This is a genomic window from Pantoea sp. alder81, from assembly GCF_020179835.1.
GTDB lineage: Bacteria > Pseudomonadota > Gammaproteobacteria > Enterobacterales > Enterobacteriaceae > Pantoea.
This window is the reverse complement of the sequence record NZ_JAIUDA010000001.1, coordinates 457267-480229: the sequence shown is the minus strand read 5'-3', so window position 1 is coordinate 480229 and position 22963 is coordinate 457267. Positions and strand designations below refer to the sequence as shown.

Annotated in this window: 23 protein-coding genes; 7 read left to right on the top strand and 16 right to left on the bottom strand. The window is 54.9% G+C overall.

Annotated features, from left to right (window positions below):
• Nucleotides 1-957: a 23S rRNA pseudouridine(955/2504/2580) synthase RluC gene (rluC, locus tag LBW88_RS02290; protein WP_224929236.1), complete on the bottom strand. Its 957-nt coding sequence runs from the start codon at nucleotides 955-957 to the stop codon at nucleotides 1-3.
• A 301-nt stretch (nucleotides 958-1258) separates the two neighbouring features.
• Here rluC and LBW88_RS02285 point away from each other — a divergent pair, with 301 nt between their 5' ends.
• Together LBW88_RS02285 and rne are read left to right on the top strand one after the other, a co-directional pair.
• A complete protein-coding gene (locus LBW88_RS02285) occupies nucleotides 1259-1465 on the top strand; it encodes a hypothetical protein (RefSeq protein WP_224929239.1) in 207 nt (68 codons plus the stop codon).
• A 64-nt stretch (nucleotides 1466-1529) separates the two neighbouring features.
• A complete protein-coding gene (rne, locus tag LBW88_RS02280; RefSeq protein WP_224929242.1) occupies nucleotides 1530-5024 on the top strand; it encodes a ribonuclease E in 3495 nt (1164 codons plus the stop codon).
• 267 nt (nucleotides 5025-5291) lie between these two features.
• Here the strand turns inward: rne and flgL are convergent, their stop codons facing one another.
• The 11 genes from flgL to flgB all read right to left on the bottom strand — a co-directional run bounded on the left by flgL (nucleotide 5292) and on the right by flgB (nucleotide 15238).
• Nucleotides 5292-6254 (bottom strand): flagellar hook-associated protein FlgL, encoded by a 963-nt coding sequence (gene flgL, locus LBW88_RS02275; RefSeq protein WP_224929245.1) that lies wholly within the window; start codon nucleotides 6252-6254, stop codon nucleotides 5292-5294.
• 21 nt (nucleotides 6255-6275) lie between these two features.
• Nucleotides 6276-7919: a flagellar hook-associated protein FlgK gene (gene flgK, locus LBW88_RS02270; protein ID WP_224929248.1), complete on the bottom strand. Its 1644-nt coding sequence runs from the start codon at nucleotides 7917-7919 to the stop codon at nucleotides 6276-6278.
• Nucleotides 7920-8037: 118 nt separating this feature from the next.
• Nucleotides 8038-8979 carry a flagellar assembly peptidoglycan hydrolase FlgJ gene (gene flgJ, locus LBW88_RS02265; protein ID WP_224929250.1) on the bottom strand — a complete coding sequence of 314 codons (942 nt, stop codon included), beginning with the start codon at nucleotides 8977-8979 and terminating at the stop codon, nucleotides 8038-8040.
• The gene (locus LBW88_RS02260) at nucleotides 8979-10085 is read right to left on the bottom strand and encodes a flagellar basal body P-ring protein FlgI (protein ID WP_224929253.1); all 1107 of its coding nucleotides are present in this window, start codon (nucleotides 10083-10085) and stop codon (nucleotides 8979-8981) included. The genes flgJ and LBW88_RS02260 overlap by 1 nt, the downstream gene beginning before the upstream one ends.
• A gap of 11 nt (nucleotides 10086-10096) precedes the next feature.
• Nucleotides 10097-10828, bottom strand: coding sequence for a flagellar basal body L-ring protein FlgH (locus LBW88_RS02255; RefSeq protein WP_234472966.1), 732 nt, complete (start codon nucleotides 10826-10828; stop codon nucleotides 10097-10099).
• A 43-nt stretch (nucleotides 10829-10871) separates the two neighbouring features.
• A complete protein-coding gene (gene flgG / locus LBW88_RS02250; protein ID WP_084935295.1) occupies nucleotides 10872-11654 on the bottom strand; it encodes a flagellar basal-body rod protein FlgG in 783 nt (260 codons plus the stop codon).
• A 16-nt stretch (nucleotides 11655-11670) separates the two neighbouring features.
• On the bottom strand, nucleotides 11671-12429 hold the full coding sequence (locus LBW88_RS02245) for a flagellar basal body rod protein FlgF (RefSeq protein WP_224929256.1): 759 nt from the start codon (nucleotides 12427-12429) through the stop codon (nucleotides 11671-11673).
• 20 nt (nucleotides 12430-12449) lie between these two features.
• Nucleotides 12450-13706 carry a flagellar hook protein FlgE gene (flgE, locus tag LBW88_RS02240; RefSeq protein WP_224929259.1) on the bottom strand — a complete coding sequence of 419 codons (1257 nt, stop codon included), beginning with the start codon at nucleotides 13704-13706 and terminating at the stop codon, nucleotides 12450-12452.
• Between the two features lie 24 nt (nucleotides 13707-13730).
• Nucleotides 13731-14405 carry a flagellar hook assembly protein FlgD gene (gene flgD / locus LBW88_RS02235; protein WP_224929262.1) on the bottom strand — a complete coding sequence of 225 codons (675 nt, stop codon included), beginning with the start codon at nucleotides 14403-14405 and terminating at the stop codon, nucleotides 13731-13733.
• A gap of 12 nt (nucleotides 14406-14417) precedes the next feature.
• Nucleotides 14418-14822, bottom strand: a complete 405-nt coding sequence (gene flgC, locus LBW88_RS02230; protein ID WP_200571263.1) for a flagellar basal body rod protein FlgC — start codon at nucleotides 14820-14822, stop codon at nucleotides 14418-14420.
• A 2-nt stretch (nucleotides 14823-14824) separates the two neighbouring features.
• Nucleotides 14825-15238, bottom strand: a complete 414-nt coding sequence (flgB, locus tag LBW88_RS02225) for a flagellar basal body rod protein FlgB (protein WP_200571260.1) — start codon at nucleotides 15236-15238, stop codon at nucleotides 14825-14827.
• 153 nt (nucleotides 15239-15391) lie between these two features.
• Here flgB and flgA point away from each other — a divergent pair, with 153 nt between their 5' ends.
• The 3 genes from flgA (at nucleotide 15392) to flgN (ending at nucleotide 16902) form a co-directional block, all read left to right on the top strand.
• On the top strand, nucleotides 15392-16051 hold the full coding sequence (flgA, locus tag LBW88_RS02220; RefSeq protein WP_224929266.1) for a flagellar basal body P-ring formation chaperone FlgA: 660 nt from the start codon (nucleotides 15392-15394) through the stop codon (nucleotides 16049-16051).
• 105 nt (nucleotides 16052-16156) lie between these two features.
• On the top strand, nucleotides 16157-16465 hold the full coding sequence (flgM, locus tag LBW88_RS02215; RefSeq protein WP_034830662.1) for a flagellar biosynthesis anti-sigma factor FlgM: 309 nt from the start codon (nucleotides 16157-16159) through the stop codon (nucleotides 16463-16465).
• 5 nt (nucleotides 16466-16470) lie between these two features.
• Entirely contained in the window at nucleotides 16471-16902 is a 432-nt protein-coding gene (flgN, locus tag LBW88_RS02210) for a flagellar export chaperone FlgN (RefSeq protein ID WP_224929269.1), read from the top strand.
• Between the two features lie 31 nt (nucleotides 16903-16933).
• On the opposite strand, the gene murJ is transcribed toward flgN, so the two are convergent.
• The 4 genes from murJ to rimJ form a co-directional block, all read right to left on the bottom strand.
• A complete protein-coding gene (murJ, locus tag LBW88_RS02205) occupies nucleotides 16934-18472 on the bottom strand; it encodes a murein biosynthesis integral membrane protein MurJ (protein WP_224929272.1) in 1539 nt (512 codons plus the stop codon).
• A gap of 121 nt (nucleotides 18473-18593) precedes the next feature.
• A complete protein-coding gene (locus tag LBW88_RS02200) occupies nucleotides 18594-19514 on the bottom strand; it encodes a Gfo/Idh/MocA family protein (RefSeq protein WP_224929275.1) in 921 nt (306 codons plus the stop codon).
• Nucleotide 19515: 1 nt separating this feature from the next.
• Nucleotides 19516-20157, bottom strand: coding sequence for a DUF480 domain-containing protein (locus tag LBW88_RS02195; RefSeq protein WP_224929277.1), 642 nt, complete (start codon nucleotides 20155-20157; stop codon nucleotides 19516-19518).
• A gap of 12 nt (nucleotides 20158-20169) precedes the next feature.
• Nucleotides 20170-20763 carry a ribosomal protein S5-alanine N-acetyltransferase gene (gene rimJ / locus LBW88_RS02190; RefSeq protein WP_034820126.1) on the bottom strand — a complete coding sequence of 198 codons (594 nt, stop codon included), beginning with the start codon at nucleotides 20761-20763 and terminating at the stop codon, nucleotides 20170-20172.
• A gap of 244 nt (nucleotides 20764-21007) precedes the next feature.
• On the opposite strand from rimJ, the gene mdtH reads away from it, so the two are divergent.
• The gene (gene mdtH, locus LBW88_RS02185) at nucleotides 21008-22210 is read left to right on the top strand and encodes a multidrug efflux MFS transporter MdtH (protein ID WP_224929280.1); all 1203 of its coding nucleotides are present in this window, start codon (nucleotides 21008-21010) and stop codon (nucleotides 22208-22210) included.
• A gap of 91 nt (nucleotides 22211-22301) precedes the next feature.
• Nucleotides 22302-22949, top strand: a complete 648-nt coding sequence (grxB, locus tag LBW88_RS02180) for a glutaredoxin 2 (protein ID WP_224929283.1) — start codon at nucleotides 22302-22304, stop codon at nucleotides 22947-22949.
• Nucleotides 22950-22963: the final 14 nt, after the last annotated feature.

Genomic DNA, 22963 nt, shown 5'->3' with positions numbered 1-22963 from the left:
TTAAGCTTTTTTCTGACGCAACTGCGCCAGGCAGTGTTTCAGCGCGTTATCCAGTGGCGCTTCCATCCGCAGGACTTCGCCGGTATTGGGATGGGTAAACGTCAGCGCTGCAGCATGCAGGAACAATCGTCCCAGGCCGGTTGACGCCAGCTGACGATCAAAGTCCCGATCGCCATAGCGATCGTCAAAGGCGATCGGATGCCCACCATGCAGCGTGTGCACGCGAATCTGGTGCGTGCGCCCGGTCACCGGACTGGCTTTTACCAGGGTGGCGAAACCAAAACGCTCTTCCACTTTGAATCGGGTTTCAGATGGTTTGCCTTCCGCATTGACGCGAACGACACGCTCACCGCTTTGCAAAATGTTTTTCAGCAGCGGCGCCTGCACCACTTTCAAATGTGAAGGCCAGTCACCGCGCACCAGCGCCAGATAATCCTTCTGCATGCCTTTTTCACGTAACTGCTCGTGCAGCGAACGCAGCGCAGAACGTTTTTTTGCCACCAGCAGAATACCGGAGGTGTCACGGTCAAGACGATGCACCAGCTCGAGGAAACGGGCTTCAGGACGCAGCGCGCGCAAGCCTTCAATCACACCAAAGCTGAGGCCGCTACCACCATGCACCGCCGTGCCCGATGGCTTGTTCAGCACCAGCAGATGATCGTCCTCATAAAGGATGGCATTTGCCAGCGCGGCAACCTTATCGAGTTTCGGTGATACCGTCTGCTCTTCACGCTCGGCCACACGCACCGGTGGAATACGCACTTCATCCCCCGCCTGCAGTTTATATTCCGGCTTCACGCGTCCTTTATTCACGCGCACCTCGCCTTTACGCAAGATGCGATAAATCATACTTTTCGGCACACCTTTGAGCTGAGTGCGCAAAAAGTTATCAATACGTTGTTCGGCATTTTCAGCCGTAATGGCGACATAAAGTACGCCGGGATTCTCAGTTTTCATGGCGGCGATTCTAAATAGTGTCCCTGGATAGCGCCACCCCTTTTTCTGTGCTTAACTCTCTCTTTGTCGCGTTGGCAAAAGGTCATAATGATGACTTTTTCACCGATGCGATGTTAAGCCCTGCAAATGAACAGGTTAAGGATGCACAAACTTCACAGCTCGGCAAAAGTCGCCTTGCTATATGTGAGTGAGCAATGGAATAATGCAGGTGTTTCTGCCCTGGAAAAATCCAGGCAGGATAAAGAGCGAAATAAGTCATTTTGCCGGATTGAACGGACACGCAGCAATGGCGTAAGACGTAATGTTAAATCAGGCACTTAGCGGGCTGCGGGTTGCAGCCTGGACGACAGACTGGGATGTGTGGATTTCTGAATTTACTATAGCTATTCCACCTTCAGGCGCTGTTTTTCCTTATGAAAAACAGGCCACCGACAAGATTTGCGCCCCTTTAGCCGCCGACAACCGTGAGGTTGACGTCAGTGCATTAAGACACGGGGCCATCGGTTGATTCTCGTCCAGGGTAACGATGCCCGCAGCTACATCACTCATGTGAGAATAACGAGTAAGTCACGATGAAAAGAATGTTAATTAACGCATCTCAGCAGGAAGAGTTGCGCGTTGCCCTTGTTGACGGCCAACGTCTGTACGATCTGGATATCGAAAGCCCAGGACACGAGCAGAAAAAAGCCAATATCTACAAAGGTAAGATCACCCGTGTTGAACCCAGCCTCGAAGCGGCATTTGTCGATTATGGTGCTGAACGTCACGGTTTCCTCCCTCTGAAAGAAATTTCCCGCGAATACTTCCCTGCTAATTACAACGCACACGGCCGTCCAAACATCAAAGAGGTGTTGCGTGAAGGTCAGGAAGTTATCGTTCAAATCGATAAAGAGGAACGCGGAAATAAAGGTGCTGCATTAACCACCTTCATTTCTCTGGCCGGTAGCTACTTAGTCCTGATGCCGAACAACCCGCGTGCGGGTGGCATCTCTCGCCGTATTGAAGGTGACGATCGTACCGAACTGAAAGAAGCGCTGTCCGCGCTGGAACTGCCAGACGGTATGGGTTTGATCGTGCGTACTGCGGGCGTAGGCAAATCTGCCGAATCCCTGCAGTGGGACCTGAGCTTCCGTTTGAAGCACTGGGAAGCGATCAAAAAAGCCGCTGAAAACCGCCCAGCTCCGTTCCTGATCCATCAGGAAAGTAACGTGATCGTGCGTGCCTTCCGCGACTACCTGCGTCAGGATATCGGTGAGATTCTTATCGATAACCCTAAAGTTCTGGAACTGGCGCGTCAGCATATCGCTGCACTCGGTCGTCCGGACTTCAGCAGCAAAATCAAACTGTACACCGGTGAAATTCCGCTGTTTAGCCACTACCAAATCGAATCGCAAATTGAATCCGCTTTCCAGCGTGAAGTTCGCTTGCCTTCTGGTGGTTCGATTGTTATCGACAGCACCGAAGCACTGACAGCGATCGATATCAACTCCGCCCGTGCAACACGCGGTGGTGACATCGAAGAAACGGCATTTAATACCAACCTCGAAGCGGCTGATGAAATCGCCCGTCAGTTACGCCTGCGTGACCTCGGCGGCCTGATCGTTATCGACTTCATCGACATGACCCCTGTTCGTCACCAGCGCGCGGTAGAAAACCGTCTGCGTGAAGCGGTACGTCAGGATCGTGCACGCATTCAAATCAGCCACATTTCGCGCTTCGGCCTGCTGGAAATGTCGCGTCAGCGTCTTAGCCCATCATTGGGTGAATCCAGCCATCACGTGTGCCCACGCTGTAGCGGTACCGGCACCATCCGTGATAACGAATCGCTGTCACTGTCTATCTTGCGTCTGATTGAAGAAGAAGCGCTGAAAGACAACACTAAAGAAGTGCATGCCATTGTGCCTGTGCCCGTCGCCTCTTACTTGCTGAACGAAAAACGTGATGCAGTCAGTGCGATCGAGAAACGCCAGGGTGGCGTGCGTGCCATCATCGTGCCAAACGATCAGATGGAAACGCCGCACTACTCTGTACTGCGCGTGCGCAAAGGCGAAGAAACGCAGACGCTGTCTTACCATCTGCCGAAGCTGCACGAAGCTGAGATGGCGCTGCCTTCTGAAGAAGAACACGCTGAACGTCGTCGCCCTGAGCAGCCAGCGCTGGCCGCCTTTGTGATGCCAGATGCGCCGCCGGCACCGGTTGAAGTGGAAAAAGAAATCCCTTCTGTGGTTAAAGCTGATGTGAAACCGGCTGCTGCTGCCGCGCCTGCTGTTGCCAGCACCGGCTTCGTCGCTCGTCTGTTAGGTGGTTTGAAGAAACTGTTTGCTGGCGACGCGCCTGCTGCTGCACCGGTTGAAGCGAAGCCAGAAGAGAAAGCCGCTGAAAGTGAGAACAATCAGCAACGTGGTGACCGCCGCAACAACCGCCGTAGCAATAATCGCCGTGATCGCACCCCGCGCAACGGTGAAAATTCTCAGGGTCGCGAAGCCCGTGAACCACGTGAATCTCGTGAAGCGCGTGAACCACGCGAATCGCGCGAACCACGTGAAGCCCGCGAGCCGCGTGATAATCAGGACAATCGTCGTAACAAGCGTCAGAACGAGCCTCGTGGTGAACGTCCAGCGCTGACCGATGAGCAACTGCAGCAGCGTGATGAGCAGCAACAGCAACGTCGCGAACAGCGTGCTGAACGCCAGCGTCGTCGTCAGGATGAGAAACGTAATCAGCAGCAGGATCAAAAAGTCGCTGAAACCGTAGTTCAGACCGATATCGTTGATGAGAACGTTGCGCAGGAAGAAGAACGTGTGCAGGTTATGCCGCGTCGCAAACCGCGTCAGCTTAACCAGCGTGTCCGCGTAGGGGATACAACTGAATTCGCAGCGGCTATTCCAACGCCAGCAGCGACTGAAGCCGTTGTTGAAAATGCGCAACGCACTGCGTTCAATGAGCAATCTGACGTCGCGCAGGACGAACAGGAAGACAACGAGAACCGTGATAACGCCAATATGCCGCGCCGTTCACGTCGTTCACCACGTCACCTGCGCGTTAGCGGCCAACGTCGTCGTCGCTATCGTGATGAGCGTTACCCAACGCAATCTGCAATGCCACTGGAATCTGCTGCGGCTTCTCCAGAGATGGCTTCAGGCAAAGTCTGGATTACCTACCCGGTTGCCCAGACCCACGATCAGTTCTCCTCACAGGAAGCGCTGAACGAAATGCCTGATTACAGCTATCAACATACCGATGAATCGGCGGCACTGCCGGTTGCGGCAGCAGCAGAACACGTTGCTCAGCCAGCTGCGCAAGAAGCGGTTCATCAGTCTGAGCCGCAGGCACACACTGAAGTGCCAGTGGTGAATACCGATGATCTGACACCTGTCGCTGCGCCGGTTAACGAAGAGCCTGCTGTGATTTCTGCTGCTGTTGAGCAGACTGCGCAAGAAACCGCTGCTGAAGCCGTACCGGCTGATGAAGTGACAGCTGCGCCGGCTGAAACCGTAACTTCTAATGCAGTTGCAGATGTTCCGGCTGAATCAGTTCCTGCCGCTACATCTGCACCGGCTCAAGTCGTTCCTTCGGTTGAAGAGGCGTCGGCTAAGGCAGTCCCAGCGGTTGAAGAGGCATCTGCTCCAGCTGTTGCAGAGGCATCGGCTGAAGCGGCACCTGCTGCTGAAGTGACCGAAGCTGCCGCTGAACCTGTCGCGCCACGCGTCAGTGAAGCTGTCGAAGCGGCTGTACAGGCACCGGCTGATGTTGCTCCTGCGGTTGAAGCGCAAGTGGAAAACGTTCTGGCTGCACCTGTCGCTGCTGAAGCGCCTGTTGCACCAGTGACTGAACCGCATGCCCCTGTTGCCGCGCGTGATACCGTGGTGAGCAATGCTGAAACTCGCTGGAAGCATCATGCGACTGCGCCGATGACCAAAGCACCGGCCCCGGCATGGGAACCAGAAACCGTTCGTCACAGCGATTGGGTTCGCCCACCGTTTGATTTTGAAGGTCGTGGTTCTGCGGGTGGTCATAGTGCGACCCATCAGGCGACCGCACCGGCAACGCGTCCGGAAAGCGTTTAAGCTTTAGTTGCTATTCAGCGTTAACAAAACCCCGACTGGTTCGGGGTTTTTTATTGCCTGCCATTTGCCCGCTCACCTCTCAGCAAAGTCGCGTAAGGGTTGATGGGGTGATGGGGTGATGGGTTGACCTGGCATAGCCATCGAGGATGGCGCGATCAAGAACTTACACCGCTATCGGGCAGGCAAAAAAAATCCCACGGCCCCGAAAGGCGGTGGGAGAAACTAAGCGCGCCCGGTTTAAGCACGCTCAAATTTTCATGTCAGATCTTATGAGTTAAGCTGGAACAGCGACATCTTCGACATGTCAGTGAAGGTCTTATAAGACGCTTGCAGCGCGGTCTGTTGCATGGTGTAGCTGGAGATGGCTTGGGTGTAATCCACTTCGACCAGGTTACTCATCTGCGTAGCCATAATGGTGTCGTTGGTGTCACCTTGTGCATCCAGCGTATCAACTTCATCCATCTTAATACCGACTTCAGAACGCACTGATAACACGTTATTCAGGGAGTTGCTCAGACCACGGTTGGTCTTATCCATCGCATCCTGAAACGTCTGCTTAGTGGCATCATCAGCATCATCTTGCGGCACCTTCAGTGCTGCGATGGCGCTATCCAGCATATCAAACAGGTTAGTTTCACTGGTGCTGCCGTCCGGCTCAGCTTTCGCATTGCTGGTGATCGACATAAACACCGAATCACCGGTATTCCCTACTGTCATCGTACGGCTGTCACTGACTTTCTGGCTGATGGCATCGGTGCCACCCACATAGGTGACGCCCGTTCCCGTATCGCTGAAAGGCTCAGCTTCGGTTTTATAGCCCGCAAAAATGTAGCGACCATTGGCATCCTGGCTGTTCGCCAGTCCCAACAGTTGGTCACGCAGCCCCTGCAATTGTGTCGCCAGAGAGCCACGGTCATCATCACTGAGCGTGCCGGTTGAAGCATTGACGATGGTAGTCTGTGCGTCCTGAATGGCTGACGTCACGCCCTTCAGGGTATTTTCTTCTAACGACAAGCTCTGGTTAGCGAAGGTGCGGGCGGTAGCATATTGGCTACTCTTTGCCTGCGACTGCGCCAGGACGACCGAACTTGCCGCAGCAATAGGGTCATCGGAAGGATTATTCACACGCAGGCCGCTCGACAGCTGCTGGCCCACTTTTAACCAGGAGGATTGCGAGCCGGTAATGCCGCGCACCTGCTGGTCGAAAATCATATTGGTACTTAAACGCATGGCTATTTATCCTTTGATGACTTAGCCGCGGATATCCATCAGCGCGTTAAAAATGGTACTTGCCGTCTGCAGTACCTGCGCGTTGGCCATATAAAACTGCTGATACTTGGTCAGGTTGGCATACTCTTCATCGAGGTTTACGCCGGAAACCGATTGCTGACGGTCCGTGAGCTGCGTCACTACGTTTTCCTGAGTAGTGCTGGCCGTCTCTAGTGAGCTGGTTTTGTTGCCCACGGTGCTGACGATGGTGGCGTAGGCTTGTGCCAGGGTAGCATTGCCGTTGACCAGATTTTTATCCTGTAGCGCCAGCATTTTTTGAGCGTTAGTGTTATCACTTTCACCGCTGGTGGCAGACGATGCAGCCGCAATCTGCGACTCATCGGTAATCGCGACGGACATCCCGCTGATGACGTTTTGCACAGGTTTCACCAGGAAACTGTCTTTGGCTTGAGCTGTACCGCTGACTGTCAGGTCAAGACCATCAAAACTCAGCGTGGTATTGCCGTCAGTGTCAGTACCTGTCGTCGGCGTGACTTTCACGTTGTCAGACATGCGTGTTACTGACCAGTTGGTGCCGTCGTAGCTTACGGTGTAATTCGACGCCTTCAGCGCACTGCTGTCCGACCATGCCGCAGTCACTTCCGCGGTACCGGTGTTCTTGGTATTGCTCAATACGGTTGGGCTGCCGATATTGAAGAATTTCGAGCCCAAATCGCCATTACTGTCATAGCCGGTGGTTTGCACGGCGTTGAAGCTGGTGGTGAATGCAGCCGCCAGCTGACCCAGTTGGTTCTGCGCGGTGTCCAGGTCCTGCGTACGGAAAGCCAGTAAGCCACCTAATGAACCCGTGGTCAGCGTCTTCTCCGGAATTTCCACGTTGCCCGCAGTCTTATCGACGTAACCCACCGTGGTGCGCGAAGGATCGCTGCTGGATGGCATCGCCACCAGTTGCGTGGTGTTTTTACCGTTCACGAGAGTGGTGCTACCCATGGAAACGATATAGTTGCCATCCTGCTGCGACACGCTAACGCCCACAACGTTGTTCAGGTTATTGACCAGCTGATCGCGTTGATCCAGAAGATCATTTGGGGCGCTGCCAGCCGTGGTGAGCTTGGCAATTTGCGTGTTAAGGTCGGCAATCTGACTGGTGTAGGTATTAATCTGATCAACGCTGGATGAGACATCCGTGTTGACGCTGTTTTGCATGTTAGTCAGGTATTGCGCGGTGGTCTGGAACTGATTGACCAGCCCTTGCGCATAACTCAGCATTGACTGACGTGCTGACGGATCGTCTGCATTGCTCACCACGTTCGACACGTTGGTGAAGAAGCTCTGAATCGAGGTCGACAGGCTGGTGGTCGACGTTGACAGCAGGTCATCGATATTAGAAATCTGGTTATATTGCGTGTTTACCGCGCTGTAGTTGGCACTGGAGCCGCGCAACTGGGCAGTTATGAACTCATCATATTCGCGCTGCACGCCCGTAACATTCACGCCATTACCGTAATAGCTGTTGCCCGACAAGGTACTGTTCGCCTGGTTCAGCAAAATGGTCTGACGCGAGTAACCCGCTACCGTGTAGTTGCTGATGTTGTTACTGGTGGTGCTTAATGCGGCCTGTGCGGCGCTCAGCCCACTCATCGCTGAGTTAATTATGCTGGACATCTCGGTTCCTTTATTTCCCGTTAACCGGGCTGGCAGTCATCAGTGCGATTGCGCGGGCTAAAGCGCCCGCAGCTTATGATGGTTATCGGCGTGCTTAAGTGAAACTTGAGGCAAAAAATCAGAACAAATCAGTGATATCCTGGCTGTACGCCTTCACCACTTTTTCGCCCATGTTTTTGAATTGCTGGATCATTCCTACTAACTTCTGCGCATATTTCGGATCGGTCGCATAACCCGCCGCCTGCAAAGCACGTGCGCCCTGCTCCGGTGTCGCGGCATTGGCTACCGCGGCATAGCGCGGGTTATTGGAAAGCAGTTTGACGTAGTCGCTGAGTGCCTCCATATAGGAGCCATAAACGCGGAAGGTGGCGCGCACTTTTTTCGCCACGCCACCCTCATATTCAGTGGTCATGATGTCGGTGGTTGCGCCTTTCCAGTCTCCACCCGCCTTGATACCAAACACGTTGAAGCTCGGTTTGCCGTCGCGCGTCAGGATCTGGCGCTGACCCCAACCCGATTCCAGCGCCGCCTGAGCAAGAATCAGGTGATGAGGAATACCACTCTGCTGACTGGCGGCCTGCGCGGGTTGAGACAACTGGGCAATAAAGTCATTGCTATCCGTTGGGAAACTGGACGGCGACACCGGCAGGCGCGGTACGGCCTTGCGCACCATCTGTTCCAACTGGTTGGAGGGCAGATTGCTATAAATGAAGCTGTTATCCAGCTTCATCGGCACGGTGCCAGCGGTTTCATCCGGCTCCTGAGCGGGCTGCATCTGTTTGACGATCAGATCCGCCATCCCTAGCCCGCGTTTACCGATTTCCTGCGCAATTTGCTGATCGTACATTGAGGTGTACATCTTCGTTGAATCGCTGCTGAAGATGCCATCCTGCGGCAGGGCTTCACGCATGCTTTTCAACATCATCTGTACGAACATCCCCTCAACCTGTTTTGCTACCTGCATCGCCTTCCCTTTCGGGTCGGCGGCCGCTTCACGCTTCAGGTTGTTCAACGAGCGGCTGTCATAGGCCGCATTCATCAGCGATTGCGTATCGGTCATCAGATGATTTCCAGTTTGGCGCGCAGGCAGCCTGCAGTTTGCATCGATTGTAAAATCGACATCAGCTCGATTGGCGTGGCGCCCAGAGCATTTAATGCACGCACTACGTTGTTGAGATTGGCGCTGGAGTTAACATGCTGTAAGGCTCCACCGCTCTGGCGTAAATCGATTGACGTCTGGGTGGTAGCGACCGTTTGTCCACCGGCAAAAGGTGTGTTCGGCTGGCTGACGTTCTGCTGCTGATTCACCGTCACCGACAGGTTGCCCTGCGCCACAGCACAAGTGTTCAGTGTGACTTCGCGGTTCATGACCACAGAACCGGTACGTGAGTTGATGATGACCTTGGCATCTTCAATCGGCACGGAAACGTCAATGTTTTGAATATCGGCCAGCAGGCGCACCTGCGAGCTGTTGTTGGGTGAAACACGAATCTGCACCGTGCGAGCATCCAGCGGTTGCGCGGATCCCACGCCACGGCTGTTAATTGCATCAGCGATACGCTGTGCCATGGTGAAATCTTCATTATTCAGCTGCAGGTTGATGGTGTTCTGGCTGCCAAAGTTACTTTGCAGCTCACGCTCCACCGTCGCACCGTCGGTAATACGACCACCGTTAAGCTGGTTTACCTGCACACTGCTGCCACCGGCTGATGCGCCCGCACCACCGACGAGGATGTTACCCTGCGCCAGCGCGTAAACCTGATTATCGACCCCTTTCATCGGCGTCATTAGCAGCGTACCGCCGCGCAGGCTTTTGGCGTTACCCAGCGAAGAAACCACCACGTCGATGTTTTGACCCTGACGGGCAAAAGTCGGCAATTTGGCGGTGACCATGACCGCAGCCACGTTCTTTAACTGCATATTGGTGCCGGTCGGCACAGTGATGCCAAGCTGTGACAGCATGTTGCTGACGGTCTGCGTGGTAAAAGGCGTTTGCGTGGTCTGGTCACCGGTGCCATCCAGACCGACTACTAAGCCGTAACCGATCAGCTGGTTGTCGCGCACGCCCTGCACGGATGTCAGATCGCGGATGCGATCCGCATGGGCCATCAGACTGACACCGAGCAGCAGGCTCAGGCTCAGACGCAGCAGAGTGTTCATTTTCATCATTACCTCGATTACATCGGCGACACGTTCAGGAAGAAACGCTGGAACCAGCCCATGGTTTGCGCCTCATTGATATACCCGTTTCCGACATACTCAATACGTGCATCGGCCACCTGCGTTGACAACACGGCGTTGCTGGCGCTGATGGTGCGTGGGTTAACCACACCAGAGAAGCGAATAAACTCAGTTCCCTGGTTAATTTCGATCTGTTTCTCACCGACCACGCGCAGGTTGCCGTTGGACAACACCTGATTCACGGTGACGGTGATGGTGCCGGTAAAGGTGTTATTGGCGGTCGCGCCACCTTTGCCAGCGAAGTCATTTTTGCCATTGGCATCCAGACCGGCTTTCTCACCGGCGGCGCCGACCAGACCGCTCAGGCCGGTTGGCACAGTGCTCACGCCAAAGCTGTTGCTGCCATCGCGGCTGGCGTTGGCGGACGAGCTTTTGCTGGCGCTGACGTTTTCTTGCAGCGTAATGGTCAGGGTGTCACCAATGTTACGTGGACGACGATCCTCAAACAGCGGCTGGTAGCCGTAGTTCAAAGGTGCCACACCCTGAAAAATGGAACCGTTCACCACTGGCGGTGCGGATGGCGTTGGCTCTGCCGTTGTTGCGCCCTGCACCAGTGGCGTGCGCGGTACCAGCGCACAACCGTTAAGTGTCAGTAGCAGCGTGGCTACTAACCAATGCCCAGGCTTGAGAATCACTTGCTTCGCCACGGAGTTCTGACCTTTTTTCATGTTCTTAATCAGGCCAGCCCCAAGCTGGCCCAACGATCCCAGATTAAATCTGGGTTAATTTCTGCAGCATCTGATCAGAGGTGGTGATCGCTTTGCTGTTGATCTCGTAAGCACGCTGCGTCTGGATCATCGTCACCAGTTCTTCCGCCACGTTGACGTTCGAGGTTTCAACATAACCCTGATACAGCAAGCCGGCACCGTTCTGGCCAGGCGTACTCTGCGTGGCTGCACCGGATGCCTGCGTTTCCTGATAGAGGTTTTCACCCAGGCTATCGAGACCCGCATCGTTCATAAAGGTACTGATTGTCAGCTGTCCGACCTGTGCCGGGTTGGTCTGACCTTGCTGGGTCACACTGACTACACCGTCACGCGAGATGGTGATGCTGGTGGCGTTTGCCGGGATAGTGATCCCAGGCTGCACCGGATAACCGGCATTGGTCACCAGCTGACCGTTCTGATCCACCTGGAATGAACCGTCGCGGGTATAGGAAGAGGTGCCGTCTGGCATCTGCACTTCGAAATAACCCTGACCGTTGATCGCCACGTCTTTTGAGTTGCTGGTCTGCGACAGGTTGCCCTGAGTATGCAGACGTTCAGTGGTCACAGGACGCACACCGGTACCAATCTGCAAACCCGAAGGCAGCGTGGTCTGTTCCGATGACTGAGTACCCGGCTGACGCAGTGTCTGATACATCAGGTCTTCAAACACCGCACGCGAACGTTTAAACCCGTTGGTTGAAACGTTGGCGAGGTTGTTCGAAATGACGTCCATATTGGTTTGCTGGGCGTCAAGGCCAGTTTTAGCGATCCATAAAGAACGAATCATGTTTTTTCCTTACGCCTTAGCTGCTCATGTTGAGCAGTTGATTAGCTTTTTGTTCGTTTTCATCGACGTTGGTGATGACTTTCATCTGCATCTCAAAACGTCGGGCGTTGGCGATCATATCGACCATGGTTTCCACAGGCTTGACGTTACTGCCTTCCAGCACGCCAGGCATCACGGCAACCGTTGCATCAGGAGCCAATGCGGCACCGCGTGTGGCCTGTGTCGCCTGGGTCGGACGGAACATGCCGTCGTCACCACGCTGCAACTCTTTGCCCGTGGCTTTCACCAGCTTCAGCTTGCCAATCTGCACCGTAGCGTTGGGCGCATCACCCGCATTACGCGAGGTGATGGTGCCGTCAGCCGCGATGGTCAGTTCAGAGCCTTGCGGAATGGCGATGGGACCGCCATCGCCCATTACGGGATTGCCTTGAACGGTCAAAATACCGGTCGAGCTGATCTGCATGTTGCCGTTGCGGGTATAAGCCTCAGAACCGTCAGCGGTACGCACCGCCAGCCAGCCATCTTGCTGCACGGCCACATCCAGCGGACGACCGGTGTTGTCCATCGCGCCGGGCGTCATGTCCGCGCCCGGTGTTGAAGCAGCAACCAGGGTGCGCGTTGGCAGCGACCAGCCGTTGACCGGCACCGCGCGCAACGCGTTGAGCTGAGCGCGGAAGCCCGGCGTTGAGGCATTGGCGAGGTTGCTGGCAGTCACCGATTGTTGTTCCATCGTCTGACTGGCGGCGCTCATTGCGGTATATATTGCGTGATCCATAGTGCAATCCCGTTAGCGTATTAACGTAATTGAATCAGTGTGTTAAGAATCTGATCCTGCGTTTTGATGGTCTGGCTGTTGGCCTGATAGTTACGCTGCGCAACGATCATGTTGACCAGCTCTTTACTCAGATCAACGTTAGACGCTTCCAGTGCACCTGAGGTCAGTGAACCGTAAGTGCCGGTGTTAGCCAGACCGATGGCTGCCTGACCTGAAGAGTTGGTTGCTGACCAGACGTTATCGCCTTCTGACTGCAAACCTTCCGGGTTAGAGAAACTCGCCAGTACAACCTGACCCAGCAACTGAGTTTTCTGGTTGGAGTAAGTACCGGTGATGGTGCCGTCATCGTTGATGGCGTAGCTGGTCAGGTCGCCCGGCGCATAACCATCCTGCGTTGGGTTTCCGAATGAAGTGGTACCGGTGTTCTGCTGAGCACTGCCCAACAAGCTGAGGGTAATCACCTGGTTAGCCGCAGCACCGTTATCAGCAACGGTTCCACCGGCAACAGTTGGCGGGTTAATGGTCAACGCAACGGTGCCATTGGTGTTCACGGTGGCACCACTAGTCACTGAGGTCAATTGACCGTTAGTACTAAACTGCATGGTGAAGGTGCCGACATTGTCACCGGTAGTCGAATCCACCGCATTCACTGTCCAGTTGTTACTTGTGTCTTTAACGTAATAAAGATCCAGTGCGTGGTCATTACCCTGCGAGTCATAAACGGTCACTGTGCTTTTAGCGTTGTAGCTATCCACATTTGAAGAATCAAACGGGGTAACCGTAGGAGTCGCGTCCGTAGAGTTCAGGTTAGAAACCAAGCCTGCGGTAGTCGTCGCACGCGCTGCCATCTGGGTTGTTGGTACGCTCAGCGCCACTGGATTGGCACCGGTCTGAATCGTTGGCGGTGTACCGGTAGCGGGATAGCCGGTCACGCTCATACCCTGGGTGTTCACCAGGTTACGGTTCGCATCCAGTGTGAACTGGCCATTACGCGAGTAGTAAACGCTGCCCGCGGCGTCGGTCATACGGAAGAAGCCGTTACCGCTCAATGCCACGTCCAGACCACGGCTGGTTGAAGTGGTAGTACCGTCGTTAAAGTTCTGAATAACCGCAGCGACCTTGGTACCCATACCCACGTTCGAGCCAGCAAACATATCGGCGAATGAGATGGTGCTGGATTTGAAGCCCGCAGTTGCGGAGTTGGCGATGTTGTTACCAATGACATCCAGGTTACTGGAGGCCGCATTCATACCACTTACAGCTTGAGAAAAAGACATAGCGTGTCTCCTGCTAAAATTGAATTAGAGAATCTGACGAACTTCATCAAGAGTGGCGGAGCCCATGGTGCCGAGATCCAGTTTTGAGGTGCTATCCACCGTACTCACGCCATTCACGTAAGCGTAATTAAGCGGTTGTGCCACCAGTTGGGTGCTGCCGTTGCTGGCGGCAATCGATACAGAATATTTTCCATCAGCGACCGTGGTGCCATTCGCATCAGTGCCATCCCATGAGAAGGCATGCACGCCCGACGTCAACGCGCCCAAATCGATGGTACGGACTACGGTTCCGCTGCTGTCCTTGATGGTGGCAGTTGTCGCCGTGGATGCGGTGGTCAATTCCACACCAAACGGTGTAGTGGTACCGCTGCCGACTAATACCTGGCTGCCATCGATCATCACACCATGGCCGATCAGCGTGGTGCTCTGCAGCGACTGGCTGGTGGTGAGCTGACCGGAGATGGAGCCCAGTGTGGTGTTCAGCTTCTCAATGCCGCTCAGGGTATTGATCTGCGCCAGCTGGGTGGTCAGCTGGCTGTTGTCCATCGGATTGGTAGGATCCTGGTTCTGTAACTGCGTCACCAGCATAGTCAGGAACTGGTTCTGCAGGTCCTGTGCACTGTTTCCGGTGCCGGTTGAGCTGGAGGAACTCAGTACCGTTGGGTCAAGATTGGCATTAACGCCGACTGCTACGCTCATGTTCGTGCTCCGTTATTGACCCATCGTCAGGGTTTTCATCATCATTGACTTCACCGTGTTCAACACTTCGACGTTGGCCTGATAGCTGCGAGACGCTGACATGGTGTTAACGGTTTCTGATACGACATCGACGTTTGGCATCTTGACGTAACCCTTGTCATCCGCCATCGGATTACCCGGGTCATACACCAATTTGGCCGGGGTAGGATCGTTCACCACGCCCGCGACTTTAACGCCACCGGTGGCCGCACCAGGGGCGGCATCGGTCTGGAAAATCACCTGCTTGGCCACGTACGGCTGACCATCCGGCCCGGTAACGCTGTCGGCGTTGGCCAGGTTACTGGCGCTGACGTTGAGGCGCTGTGACTGCGCGGTCATCGCAGAACCGGCGATATCAAATATATTCAGCAATGCCATGGTTATTGCCCCTGCAGAACGCTCATCATGCCTTTGATCTGGCTACTGATGAGGGTGAGATCGGTTTGGTATTTCAGGCTGTTATCAGCAAACTGCGTACGTTCGCGATCCATATCCACGGTGTTGCCATCCGCGGCAGGTTGATCGGGAATGCGGTACATCAGGTCCATGGATGGCTGAGAATTGGTTTCAGCGGCGATGTGGCGCGAAGAGGTGACTTTCAGCGACATGCTGCTGCCCTCTGCGCGACCGTTTTCCATCACCTTGCTCAGTTGGCTGGCAAAGTCGATATCCCGCGCCTGGTAGCCCGGGGTATCGGCGTTGGCAATATTTGACGCCAGGATTTCCTGACGCTGAGCTCGTAGGTTTATCGCTTCTGTACCAAATCGCAGCGCGGCATCGAGTTTGTCGAGCATGCTTCCTCCGCGAATGAGAATTTTGAGCTGACAGCTTAAGTGGACAAATGCAAGGGTGATCGTCTGAATAGCAGCAAAAATCACGGCTATTTTTGACATTGAATTTTTCGCGCGAAGAGTAGACTCAGGCCATCTTCTCGACAGGAGGCGTTTATGCGCAGTTTTTCACCTTTGCTGGCCACGCTGTTGTTGGCCTTCGCGCTGCCCGGCCATGCGGCGGATCTGACCGCCCAGTTAACGCAGTTTTTTAAAGCGCGCGATCCGCAGCATGCTGCGGGTATGACCGTGGTGGTGCGCACGCCAAAGGAGCAGTGGCCGACTTGCGAGGCACCGGAACTGCAACTGCCAGGCAACAGCCGCCAGTGGGGCAATCTCAGCATTTCCGCTAACTGTGCGCAGAACCGTCGCTTTTTACAGGTACAGGTTCAGGTAACGGGCCAGTATCTGGTTGCCAGTCGTCAGGTGGCGCGTGGTGCGGCACTTGATCCCAATGACTTCCGCATGGAAACCGGCCGCCTGGATGAATTACCGCCGCGCGCGCTGTTTGATAACAACAGCGTGACCGATGCGATTGCCCTGCGCGATATCCCGCCAGGACAGCCGGTGACCGCATCAATGCTGCGCCAGCCATGGCGCGTCAAAGCCGGCCAAAATGTGATGGTAGTGGCGAGTGGAAACGGGTTTAATGCCAGCAGCGAAGGACGTGCGCTGAACAACGCCAGCGCGGCACAAATGGTGCGCGTACGCATGGGAAATGGTCAGGTTGTCAGTGGTCGCGTCGACGCGGATGGGAATATTCTGATATCGCTATAAAGCGTTAAAGAACCCTGTTGTTCTGCCGATAGAGATATCAACAAAGACATTACCCTATGCTGACTCAGTTGACTGACCCTCAGCTGACCTTACAGGAGCACTACCATGAGCATCGACAGAACGCAGCCTTTAATCCCGGTGAGCACTGTACAATCCCGCGACACCAACGATAACAACGGCAAGGTGCGCCAAAACGTTACCGCTTCGACCAACGCCAGCACCAGCGAAAGCGGTGCCGAAGTGAAGTTGAGCACGGCTCAGGCGCAGTTGATGCAGCCGGGCAGCAAAGACATCAACACCGCGCGTGTTGAACAATTGAAAACCGCTATTCGTAATGGCGAACTGAAAATGGATACCGGTAAGATCGCCGACGCGCTGATCGCCGATACCAAGGCGTATTTAGAGGGTAACTAATCCCAATGGACAATCTGTTGACCACCTTAGATAAAATGCAGGACGTGCTGGCTTCACTCACCGTGGTGATGGATGAAGAGCAACAGCAGCTTTCTGCCGGCCAGGTTAATGGCAACCTGTTGCAGCGCATATCAGAAGACAAAAGCGCGCTGCTAACGACGTTGAATTATCTGGACGAAATGCGCCGAAATACCGAAAAGTCACTCGGTACGCAGGCGCCCTATGGTGGTCACAGCGACCGTGAACGCCGCTGGCAGAGCATTCAGCAGCATACCCGCCGTTTGCGCGATACGAATACTCATAATGGTATTCTGCTGCAGCATCAGATTAACTTCACGAATGATGCGCTCTCGGTACTAAAACCGCACCAGACTCAGGCGTTTTACGGGCCCGATGGATTAGGCAAAGGTCAGTCGACGCTCAGCCGCAAAGGCTGATAAAGAAAAATCCCGCCAAGGCGGGATTTTTTTATGCCAGCGTACGGCGGGCAAAATCTCGGGGTCGGAAGCCCAGCAAGCCCAGCATCACAAAGTAGGCACCGCCGCCAATCGCACAGACTGCGGCCAGACGCAGTAATCGCCACCACATCTGCCCTTCTTCCCAGGCCGGCATCACATGCAAAATACCCAGCAGCGCTGCCGCCATCACCACAACCGCAATCAACAGACGCATCAGGAAGCTAAACCAACCCGGCTGCGGCTGGAAGATATCCTGTTTGCGCAATTGCCAGTACAGCAGCGCGGCGTTTAAACAAGCCGCTAATCCAATCGACAATGACAATCCGGCATGTTTGAGTGGGCCGATAAATGCCAGGTTCATCACCTGCGTCATGATCAACGTCACAATGGCAATCTTCACCGGGGTTTTAATGTCCTGACGCGAATAGAAGCCTGGCGCCAGCACTTTCACCACAATCAATCCCATCAAACCGACGGAATAGGCCACCAGCGCACGCTGCGTCATGGCGGCATCAAACGCGGTAAATTTACCGTACTGGAACAGCGCCACGGTCAGCGGGCCGGAGAGGATCCCGAGGGCAACGGCACTGGGCAGAGCCAGCAGGAAGCAGAGGCGCAGGCCCCAGTCCATTAGACGGGAATACTCATCATGATTACCGCTGGAGAAGCTTTTTGCTAATGACGGCAGGAGAATCGTGCCCAGAGCCACACCCAGCACGCCCGACGGGAACTCCATCAAACGGTCGGCATAATACATCCACGACACCGATCCCGAGACAAGGAACGAAGCAAAAATGGTGTTGATAATCAGGGAAATCTGGCTCACCGAGACGCCAAGAATTGCCGGCCCCATTTGACGCATGACGCGCCACACGCCTGCGTCACGCAGGTTGAGACGCGGCAACACCAGCATGCCGATTTTCTTCAGATGCGGTAGCTGATAGAACAACTGTAACACCCCACCGACCACCACCGCCCAGGCCAGCGCCATTACCGGCGGATTGAAGTGAGGGGCAGCAAACACCGCAAAACCAATCATGCTGATGTTTAACAGCGTGGGCGCAAACGCCGGAACGGAGAAGCGATTCCAGGTATTGAGTATTGCACCGGCCAGCGACGCCAAAGAGATCAGCAGAATATAAGGGAAGGTGACGCGCAGCAGTGAACTGGTGAGCGCGAACTTATCGGCGGTATCGGCAAATCCGGGCGCGGTCACCACTATCACCCAGGGCGCGGCAATCATGCCAAGCACCGTCACCACCGCCAGCACCAGCGTCAGTAAACCGGAGACGTAAGCAACAAAGACGCGCGTGGCATCTTCGCCCTGCTTACTTTTGTACTCCGCAAGAATAGGCACGAACGCCTGCGAGAAAGCGCCTTCCGCAAAGATACGGCGCAGCAAATTGGGCAGTTTAAAGGCCACGAAGAAGGCATCGGTGGCCATGCCGGCACCGAAAACGCGTGCCACAATGGCATCACGGGCAAAGCCCAGCACGCGGGAAAAAAGGGTCATCGAACTGACCGCAGCCAGCGATTTCAACAAATTCATTTTGAGTGGCGCATCCTGAAAAGTGTCGGATAAATGAGCAACTTAGCGCGGACATCTGCTGATGTCCGGCGATAGTCTACTGCCACGGCGGGAAATGACCAGCATTGAGTGTTACAAGGGGTTATTCCTGTTCGGCATCGCGCCACAGTTTTTCCACCAGACGCTGCGCCGCCAGCGCCTGTTCACCACTGGTCTCAGGCATCGTCTGATTTTGCACGCACTGAATAAAATGCTGTGCCGCACCGCTGAAACCGCGCTGAGTGAGATGGCTTTGCCAGGAGGGTGATGGATCGGTACGTAAACCGCCGAGGTTCTCCTGCTGCCAGTCACGCATCTCATTAATTTCGATGTAATCACCGTCGCAAATGGCGCTGACCACTTCGCGCTGTGTGCCCGCGCGACGATGCATACTAGTGGTAATTTGCAGCGCGCCTGCTGAGAAGTGATGTTCGGCGTACAACATCGCGCCCTCTTCATTGGTTTCAATAAAGCCCTGCTCACGCGTCAGCTTGCCGCCCGCCAGCCACAGCGCCGTATCCACCACGTGCAGGTAGTCATCCAGCAAGGTAAAACGCAGATCCTGCGGACCCACGCTATCCGCACGATGCTTTTCAATGCGCAGTGAGGCTGCACGCGGCATCTCGGCTTTCAACTTTTGATAGCGTGGAGCAAAGCGGCGATTAAACGCCACCATCAGTTTACGTTTGCGCTTCTCCGCCAATGCCACCAGCGCTTCCGCCTGCTGCAGGGTTTCGGCTAAAGGTTTATCCACGCAAACATCTTTGCCGGCAAGCAGTAGCGCCTGCACCACTTCAAAATGACTGGCGGTGCTGCTGTGCACAAATACCGCATCACTGGCTGCCGCCAGCGCGTCCAGCTGGTTGAAATAAGGCATGCGATAGCTGTCGCAAATCGGCTGGGCTTTTGCCTGATTCGGCGAAAACGCGCCCGCCAGCTGCCAGTCAGTCGCGTGAGACAATACGGGCAACCAGGCTTTTTGCGCGATGCCACCTAATCCAACAATGCCGATGCGTAGCGTCATGTTATTGCTCCTTCTGCAGCAGTTGTTCCAGTTGGGATTGCAGTTGAGCCACCTGCTGCTCCAGCTGCGCGACCCGGCTCACCAAATCATCGCTGTCCATCTCATCCGCACTCGCGGCGGGCGCTTCAACAACATCACCGCCAAACAGATGCATGTAACGACTTTCGCGTTTACCCGGCTCACGTGCCAGACGCACCACCATCGGGCCGTCATCACGGGTGATTAAGCCGCTCAGCGTCTGCTCAACCTCATGCATATCAGTGAACTCATGCAAGCGTCCACTGCGAGTACGCAATTCACCCGGCGTCTGTGCGCCGCGTAAGAACAGTAACGTCAGCACCGCCACTTCTGCGCTGTTAAGCTGCAGATTACCGAATGCGGAGTTACAGAAGCGCTGTTCATACTTACTGACACGTTGACCGAACCCGTTATTGGAGGTGGCCAGATGCTTTTTCACCAGCTCATCTAGCTGAGATTGCACCTCCATTTCACTCAGATTCATCACCGGTTCGCGGTTGGATTTTTGATTACAGGCGGTGACCACGCCGTTGAGGGAAAGCGGATATTGATCCGGAGTGGTGACCTGTTTCTCTAACAGGCAACCGATCACACGCAGCGCCTGCGCGGATAAAGCCATCTTCATGCGTATTTCCTTTTATTGTCCACGACGATCCGCGGTCCACTCCTGCCAGGTCAGCGCGGTCAGCACGTGATCCTGCCAGCGTCCATCAATCAGCAGGTAATCTTTGGCATAACCCTCTTTCTCGAATCCGAGACGCGCCAGCAAATCGCCGCTGCGCTGATTATGCGGCATATAGTTGGCCATGATGCGGTGAATGCGTTGCTGTCGTTGCATATAGCGAATCGCTGACTGCAGTGCTTCAAACATCATTCCTTGCCCCTGCCACTTTTCCCCCAGCGAATAACCGAGGTAACAGGCGTGAAATGAACCGCGCAGCACGTTGCTAAAATTGGCGACACCGCGCACTTCATGCTCTTCCGGGTCCATCAGCACGAAATAGTAGGCTGAGCCCTGTTTATGCATATCCGCGATCAGTCCAAGGCGCGCCTGCCAGCCCGAGGGATAGCAGTGGCTCTCGTCGCGCACCGGCTCCCAGGGTTTAAGGAAGACGCGGTTCTCCGCATAATAATCTGCCAATCGCCAGGCATCGCGCTCGTGAACTAAACGGACCACCAAACGATCGGTAGTCAGGCGCACGCGGGGTCCAGCAGAACGATAGCCAAACATCATGACTCCTGAAATCCATAACTTTAAGAAAGATGTACGCCTGAGGCGATACTTCTCACTATAACCGTGACCTGAGCTACGGTAAAACCCTCGACAGCATGCCACGCCATTCATCCTTATCCAGGATTAATTTTTCTGCGGATTCGATGAAAAAATATCATCCTGGATACGCTGTCTTTCCCGTTAGCGCAGGCGGAAAATAGACCAACTGGTCCCTTTTCACCTCTCTTGCTCAGGATTAAGCATGTCTCGGGTTGCGCGGGCACGACGCCTCGGTAAAACATTCCTTTTAGTCGATAACATGTTGGTGGTGTTAGGCTTTTTCGTGGTATTCCCGCTGATTTCCATCCATTTCGTTGAACAGCTTGGCTGGGCGGCATTAATGGTGGGTATTGCGCTGGGTTTGCGCCAATTCGTGCAGCAGGGGCTGGGGATTTTTGGCGGTGCGGTGGCCGACCGTTTTGGTGCCCGCCCGCTGATCGTGACGGGCATGCTGATGCGCGCCGCCGGATTTGCCTGCATGGCGCTGGCTCACCAACCGTGGATGCTGTGGCTGGCTTGCTTACTCTCCGGACTTGGCGGCACTTTGTTTGATCCTCCCCGCAGCGCCATGGTAGTGAAATTGGTGCGTGCACGCGAGCGCGGTCGCTTCTTCTCGCTGCTGATGATGCAGGACAGCGCGGGGGCGGTGCTGGGTGCGTTGATTGGCAGTTGGCTGCTGGCGTGGGATTTCCGCCTGGTATGCTGGGTGGGTGCGGCGGTGTTTGTCGTCGCGGCGATATTTAACGCCGTGTGGCTACCGGCGTGGCGCATTTCAACCGAACGTATTGCCATGCGCGAAGGTATGCAGCGCGTCTGGCAGGATAAACGCTTCCGCCTCTATGTGCTGACGTTGACCGGCTACTACATTCTGGCCGTGCAGGTGATGCTAATGTTGCCGGTGATGGTGAATCAGGTGGCGGGCGCGCCCGCCGCTGTGAAATGGATGTACGCCATCGAAGCCATGCTGTCACTCAGCCTGCTCTATCCGCTGGCACGCTGGAGCGAAAAGCGCTTCCGCCTGGAAACCCGCCTGATGGCCGGTTTATTCCTGATGACCTTTAGCCTGTTGCCCGTCGGGATGACCCAATCTCTGCCTTCGCTGTTCCTGTTAATCGGCGTGTTTTACCTCGGTTCCATCATCGCCGAACCGGCGCGTGAAACCCTCAGCGCGTCGCTGGCCAGTTCACGCGCGCGTGGCAGCTATATGGGTTTCAGCCGACTGGGGCTCGCCATCGGCGGTTTAATTGGCTACTCCGGCGGCGGCTGGATGTTCGACGTCGGGCAGCAGATGGCGCTGCCGGAACTGCCGTGGATGCTGCTAAGCAGCGTGGGCATGGTTACGCTCATGGCATTATGGTGGCAGTTCCAGCCACGTTCCGTGGCACCGGCTATCTTCAGCAGCTAGTTTGCCCCTTCGGGTGATCTCTTCCATACTTCCCGCACGTCCGAAAAAAGGGTGACCTTCGTCACCCTTAGATTTACACAGGAGAAACGGGATGAAACTCTACATCTACGATCACTGCCCTTTCTGCGTGAAAGCACGCATGATTTTTGGCTTAAAGAACCTGCCGGTTGAACTGATCGTTATGCTGAATGACGACGAGCAGGTGCCTAAAAAACTCATAGGGCAGAAGATGGCGCCGATTCTGCAAAAAGCCGATGGCAGTGCGATACCGGAAAGTATGGACATTGTCCGCCTGGTGGATAAGCAGGATCGCGAGCCACTGCTGAACGGCAAAAACAACCCCGCCATCAGCGAATGGCTGCGTCGCGTTAACGGCTACATTAACAAACTGCTGATTCCACGTATCGCTGACGCCTCGTTTGCGGAATTTGCCACGCCGGAAGCGCGTAGCTACTTCCGTGAGAAAAAACAGGCCAGCATTGGTGATTTCACGGAACTGCGCAAACATGCACCGGGACTGATCAAAAACATCAGTGATGACCTGCGTCAGCTCGATAAGCTCATCGTCAAACCTAATGCTGTGAACGGTGAACTGTCAGAAGACGATATTAATCTGTTCCCACTGCTACGTTCTTTGACCCTCGTAGCAGGCATTGATTGGCCGAGTCGCGTTGCGGATTACCGCGACAATATGGCTAAGCAAACCCAGATTAACCTGCTCTCTTCCATCGCGGCTTAGCCCCGTCTGATGAG